Origin of the sequence: Chryseobacterium sp. CBo1, from assembly GCF_001693475.1 — a bacterium.
GTDB lineage: Bacteria > Bacteroidota > Bacteroidia > Flavobacteriales > Weeksellaceae > Chryseobacterium > Chryseobacterium formosense.
The window spans coordinates 140,198-146,197 of record NZ_MAUH01000002.1 but is presented as its reverse complement, the minus strand read 5'-3'; the positions used below and the strand labels follow the sequence as shown (position 1 = coordinate 146,197).

General features: G+C 37.9%; 7 protein-coding genes. 3 read left to right on the top strand and 4 right to left on the bottom strand.

Translation table 11 applies throughout. From position 1 onward, the window contains the following. The first annotated feature begins 224 nt into the window (after positions 1 to 224). From BA768_RS03255 to BA768_RS03245, 3 genes are all read left to right on the top strand, one after another. Entirely contained in the window at positions 225 to 791 is a 567-nt protein-coding gene (locus BA768_RS03255; protein ID WP_123947056.1) for a family 16 glycoside hydrolase, read from the top strand. Between the two features lie 233 nt (positions 792 to 1,024). Next, on the top strand, positions 1,025 to 1,840 hold the full coding sequence (locus BA768_RS03250; RefSeq protein ID WP_065719681.1) for a helix-turn-helix domain-containing protein: 816 nt from the start codon (positions 1,025 to 1,027) through the stop codon (positions 1,838 to 1,840). Between the two features lie 68 nt (positions 1,841 to 1,908). Continuing rightward, positions 1,909 to 2,388 carry a DUF6265 family protein gene (locus BA768_RS03245; protein ID WP_065719680.1) on the top strand — a complete coding sequence of 160 codons (480 nt, stop codon included), beginning with the start codon at positions 1,909 to 1,911 and terminating at the stop codon, positions 2,386 to 2,388. Positions 2,389 to 2,541: 153 nt separating this feature from the next. Here the strand turns inward: BA768_RS03245 and BA768_RS03240 are convergent, their stop codons facing one another. The 4 genes from BA768_RS03240 to BA768_RS03230 form a co-directional block, all read right to left on the bottom strand. Continuing rightward, on the bottom strand, positions 2,542 to 3,885 hold the full coding sequence (locus BA768_RS03240; RefSeq protein WP_065719679.1) for an exodeoxyribonuclease VII large subunit: 1,344 nt from the start codon (positions 3,883 to 3,885) through the stop codon (positions 2,542 to 2,544). 390 nt (positions 3,886 to 4,275) lie between these two features. Further along, the gene (locus tag BA768_RS03235; RefSeq protein ID WP_065719678.1) at positions 4,276 to 4,953 is read right to left on the bottom strand and encodes a type 1 glutamine amidotransferase domain-containing protein; all 678 of its coding nucleotides are present in this window, start codon (positions 4,951 to 4,953) and stop codon (positions 4,276 to 4,278) included. Between the two features lie 134 nt (positions 4,954 to 5,087). Next, a complete protein-coding gene (locus BA768_RS21025; RefSeq protein ID WP_123947055.1) occupies positions 5,088 to 5,300 on the bottom strand; it encodes a hypothetical protein in 213 nt (70 codons plus the stop codon). 27 nt (positions 5,301 to 5,327) lie between these two features. After that, positions 5,328 to 5,942: an alpha-ketoglutarate-dependent dioxygenase AlkB family protein gene (locus BA768_RS03230; protein ID WP_065719677.1), complete on the bottom strand. Its 615-nt coding sequence runs from the start codon at positions 5,940 to 5,942 to the stop codon at positions 5,328 to 5,330. Positions 5,943 to 6,000 lie beyond the last annotated feature (58 nt).

The window sequence follows — 6,000 nt, the reverse complement described above, 5'->3', positions numbered from 1 at the left end:
TGGATTCAAAACAAGAATACTAAGTAAAATAATGACACTCACATTTATCCAATTCATAAATGTTTTTGTTTATAAAAGAAAAATGAATAATATTAAAATAGCTATTGTGTGATAATGCACTACGGGTTAGAATAATCTGGTTTCTCTTTCTTTTTGCAGCAGAAAGTGCTTACAGCCAAAAAATAAATTTAGACAAGCGAAATCTTGTGCCCAATAAGGTCAAAATGCAAATCGATCATTCACAAGGTGAAAGTATCGTAAGGGTCGTAAAAGATCCTACCGTGAAAGAAGCGGACGAACCTACATTTGTAAGGATAAAGAACATTAATTTTAAAAATGGCATCATCGAGGTAGAGGTTCTAAGCCGGCTTCTTCCTACAGCTTCTCCAACAGACCGCGGATTTATCGGATTGGCATTTAGGATCAATGAAACCAGTTCCAAATTTGAATCAATATATATACGTCCGACAAATGGAAGAGCTGAAGATCAGGTAAGACGGAATCACTCCATTCAATACTTTTCTTTTCCAGATTATAAATATGAACGTCTGAGAAAAGAGAATCCTGAGAAATATGAGACCTATGCTGATATGGGTCTGAATGAATGGATCAAGATGAAAATTGAGATCAAAGGCAGTCAGGCAAAGCTTTTTTTAAACAAAGACAAACAGCCTTCCCTTATTGTGAATGACCTCAAGCAAGGAGCAGATATTTCAGGGGCTGTAGGTTTATTTGTCGATGTAGGCACAGAGGGCTATTTCCGAAATCTGAAAATTACCCTTTCAAATTGATACGTAAGAACCAACCGTTACAAATATTAAGTAATATCAATAAAGCTTTTCTTTCAATCTAAAATGAAAGAAATCCTGATCTCTTTCACAGAAATGCTTCGGATATCTCCTGAAATCATAAGTCATTATTATATCTTAAATTAGACGGCAAATAGAATGGTTGTGATACTGACATGTGAGGTTTTTAGCCCGAATCCAATCGCAATTGCTTATTTTTGACAAAATAAAACCCAATGATCTACCAGACATTTGTTCCGCAGGATCAATTGAACGGACTTGTAAAATGCTATTGGACAATGGAAAGTTCAGCAGATGAACATCTGGAAAAGCAATCGATAGTTCCTGACGGGTGCATGGAGATGATCTTTCATTACGGCGAACCCTACCGTCAGTATATGCGGAACGGAACAAGTGTAGTTCAGCCGAGATGCTTTGTCATCGGACAGCTGACATTTCCGCTGGAGATAGAACCTACAGGAATTACAGGTATCTTTTCCGTCCGTTTCCAACCCAATGGATTTCTGCCCTTTAATTCTACCATCCCTATCAAGGAAATGGAAAATAGAGCCGTTCCATTGGAAGAACTGTTCGGACAGGATGGACAGGATCTCAAAAATAAGATATGCAATGCGCAATCGGTGCAGGAAAGGATCAAGTTGGTAGAAATATTTTTGGTGGACAGGTCGAATAGATCTGACGTCAGTGACCACATTGTGAGATCGGCCGTTGAGACTATTTTAACAACCAATGGAAGATCGATCATTTCTGAACTTATCGTAAAGACCGAGATCAGCAAGAGGCAACTCGAACGTAAATTTCATTTGGAACTCGGGCTAGGCCCCAAACAGTTGTCAAAGATCATTCGACTTCAGACGACGGTCAAAATGTTGCTGACAGAAGAATTTACCAGCTTGACAACCCTTGCTCTGGAAAACGGTTATTATGACCAGTCCCACTTCATCAAAGATTTCAAGGAATTTGTCGGCGTTACACCAAAAGAATTCTACATGGAAAATTTGAAGATGAGTACTTTCTTTATCAGAGATTGATTAAGTCGCATTTTTACAATTCTGGGATTATGGAATATTGCAATTTTGCACTTTAAATCACCGTAAAAATGAAGACAAAAATAGTAAAAATCTCCCTTGTTGGAGCATTTATAATGCTCTGCTCCTGCACCTCAAAAAACCTGCACAGTATAGAAAGAGTGGAATGGTTGATTGGAACCTGGGAACATAGAACTTCGCAAGGAAGTATATATGAGGTATGGAAAAAAGTCGATGGAAAAGAATTGAAAGGCAAAAGTTACATGATCAAAAATAATGATACCATCGTCTTTGAGACCTTAAGATTGGTGCAGGAGAATGGAATTCTGTCTTATATTCCTATTGTTAAAGATCAGAACGGAGGAACTCCTGTACACTTTAAAGAAAGGGCAATGTCTGAAAATCATATGGTGTTTGAAAATACCATGCATGATTTTCCACAGTCCATCTCTTACTTAAAGATCAGTGAAGACTCTCTGAAAGCTGAAATTTCAGGAATAAAAAATGGAAAGCAGGAACGAAGGTATTTTCCGATGAGGCGTATCAGATAAAATCTTACCACATCTAAAAAGTATCTCAGACTTGAGCGGAAGCGTGACGTGGAAAATACAGTTTTAGCAATACAATAGAATACCTTTTTCATCAAACCAAAACTTTTCTGAGATACTGAACCGGTGAATGCCAGTCACTGTCTTATTATCCCCCTATGAAAGCTTTGCGATCACAAACCCAATGATCAGGGCCAGTAAAAATATGATAGTGATCTTCACGTAATCAGTTCTGCTGTTTTGCACTTCCAGATTCAATCTGCTGTTTTCCTGCCTCAATGTTTCCAAAGTGACCTGCAACGATGCCGTCCTTTCATTGATAGCAGACTGTACGTTCTTTTCGTGTAGAAAAGTGATCTCCTTTTTGTAGCTTTCCATTTCTGCGAGACGCTGCTTCTGTTGCTCCTGGAAATTCTTCTGAAGATCTTCCAGTTGTTTGCCAGAACTCGCCTGAAGCTTTTGGAATTCTTCATTTCTGACCTTTAGCTGTTCTGTAAAGGTTTTGTTATGGTTCACTACCTGTTCTTTGTAAGTTTTCTGGGCTTCAGTGAACTCCTCATTTTTCTTCTTCAGCTGTTTTTCCAAAGTTTCCACCTGTTCTGAAAACTGCTTCGTCACATCTTTTTTCACCTCATCGATCAACAAAGCCCTCGAATTCGACCTTTCGTGAGAAAGCTTTTCAGCAATGGAATGCAATCCTGCACCATAATCATGCGGTAAATGAAAACGCTTGTCCGCCAACTTATCCAATAACGTTTCATCGACCGTATGGCCGATGGCAGTAACCGTAATTGGTTTCATTGAAATAAATAATTCGGATAAGCTCAGGTCATTAAAGGTTTCCATACTCTGCCGGTCACCTCCTCCCCTGACCAGGGCAACAATGTCATAATCCAAAGCTGAAATTTCCTTCAGTTTGGAAATGATCGCCGTAGAGGAAGTGATATTGCAGCTGTGATCTGAAACATCAAAATACTTTGAAGAAACATCCAGCCCTTCGAAAAAATCCTTATGGACAATCGCATTATTGCCATAAATGTTTCCAATTCTAACTCTTTCTTCTTTGAGCATCTTATCCCTGATCAGGGTTTCAAGATCTTTTGATCCTGTCTCCAGTTTTTTCTGGATCAGCTCGTACCTTTCCAGTTCTTCTTCGGATATTGATCTTTCTTCCTGCTGAACGATCTCGTCAACCACAACACGGAGTTCAATGGAAGAATTTTTAATGCTCTTCTCAATAAACCCTCTAAGCGTATAGATCTCATTATTAGTGATCTTACTCCTGAGCAACGATGAAATGCGAATGCCAATTGAAGTGTGATCACCTTCTGAGAACAGAAGGTCATAGTAGTAGTTTCCGTAGGATTTACTACCACCAAAAGCATATCTGCCTTTCAGATAGATCAAATTGACCGTGGCATTGAGCTTCAGGGCATTGCTGAAGATCCCAATAACTGATGCTGGTGAATAGACTGGATATGTGACCTCTTGATCGTCCATATGATTGACTGTCGTTTTAAAAAAGCTGGATAAGCAAAGGTATTGCTAATTGAACTTAAATAAAATAGCTGTGTTTATATATCCTGAAAAAGTAAATTTTAAAACTGAAAGCAACAGTTACCTATACTTTAAAAGAATATATAATGCCTGTTACATTTAATTGCAGTAGAAATAAAAAAATCCCCAAATAATATGGGGATAAAAACTAATAACCATGAAAACTTTATATAAGTATTTCTTATACAAAATTATGGAAACTAAATTCATTTGAAAATGATTTGTGGTGTTAATTGTATTTAAAAAAACACCTGATTTTCCTAATTTTTCCTTAAAAATAATGGAATTATTTTACAGTCGAACATCAAGGTCTGATTCTCTGAAATGAAAAAACTAAATAAGTTTCAATAACTCCTCAGTCACCTTTTCAGAAGATGCAGGATTTTGTCCGGTGACCAATCTTCCGTCAACTATAGCATAAGGACTCCAGTCTTCGATCTTACTGTACACACCACCATTCTTTTTAAGCATATCCTCCACCAAGAACGGAACAACATCGGTCAGCTGTACTGCCTCTTCCTCAGTATTGGTGAATCCTGTAACATTCTTTCCCTTTACTAAATATTCACCATCTATTTTCACATCCTTCAAAACCCCTGGTGCATGGCAAACAAATGCTACGGGTTTATCATTGATATAAAAATCAACGATAAGCTGTTGTGAAACCTTGTCTTCAGCCAGATCCCATAAAGGACCGTGACCACCAGGATAAAATACCGCATCAAAGTCTTCACTTTTGACCTCGGATAATTTATGGGTGTTTTTTAATTTTCCCTTTAAAACCTCATCATTGTCCATTCTGCGTGTAGCATCTGTTTGAGATGACGGGTCTTCACTTTTCGGATCAATTGGCGGTTGACCACCCTTTGGAGATGCCAGTGTTATTTCCACATTTTTATCAGACAATGCATAATAAGGAGCAGCCAACTCTTCCGTCCAGAATCCGGTTTTCTGACCTGTATTTCCTAATTCGTCGTGACTCGTAATCACGAATAAAACTTTTTTGCTCATTTTATATCTGTTTAATTTATTACTACAAAGTTGGGATTTATCTGTGTTCTAAACACAGGATCCAAGTCACTATTTTCATGTGATCCGGATCACACTTTTTTTGATATGTAGACAAATGAAAATTATTTTATGTGTCATAGAGTTCCTTTATTCTGGAAGACGCTAAGACCTTCTATCTTGTTATTGATGGTCTTATATACGATCTCAACTGAAAAACTTGACAGCTCATACAGTACAAACTTTAGTCCATCCTTAGAGGTTTCACTGATGACCCTTCCTTCGGCTAAAGCCAATTCACATTGAGATTGAATGGGTAGATTTTTAAAATCGTAGTACGAAATAGACATATTACTATTATTTTATTTTTTATGATATTATATTTCACTGATCAATCGGAATGTAAGATTAATCCGTTCCTTCATTGGCACGGTAGATTTGGCGATCCGGTGTTCCCAGTTTTCCTGTAAGTCTCCTTTCATAATGAGCAAGGAACCGTTCGGGAGCGGCAAGCTGTATCTGCTTTGATGATGGTCTTTCTTTCTGAAATCAAAGTTTCTGGTCTGTCCAAGGCTGATGGATGCAATGACAGGGCGTTTCCCATAACGACTTTCTTTGTCCCTGTGCCAGGCTACGGAATCATTATGGTCACGATAGAGGTTTAGTAGAACCCCATTGAACCTATAACCGAATTCTAGTTCAATTCTTTCTTTTAATGCCAGCAACTCAGGCGTCCAGGTATTGGTATCCGATGTATTATTATCAGCCGATTCGTAAGATTTTTTGTCATCACCATACCAGGCAGTTAGTCGTGGGGTTATGACGGTCTTATCATACATTTTCTGAGTACGCTGTTCCCACGGAGCGGTTTGAAACAGATGGTCTTTTAATCGGTCAGCTTCTTCCTTGCTCAGGAAATTCTCCCTGTATTCCAAAAGGTCTTTTGGAAATTCATAAAATTCTTCTGCATCGAATAAACTGAGCTGGCCCATTGTGATTATATTTAAAAAATATTTATCTTTATATCATTCCATTTATGGAATATTTTTT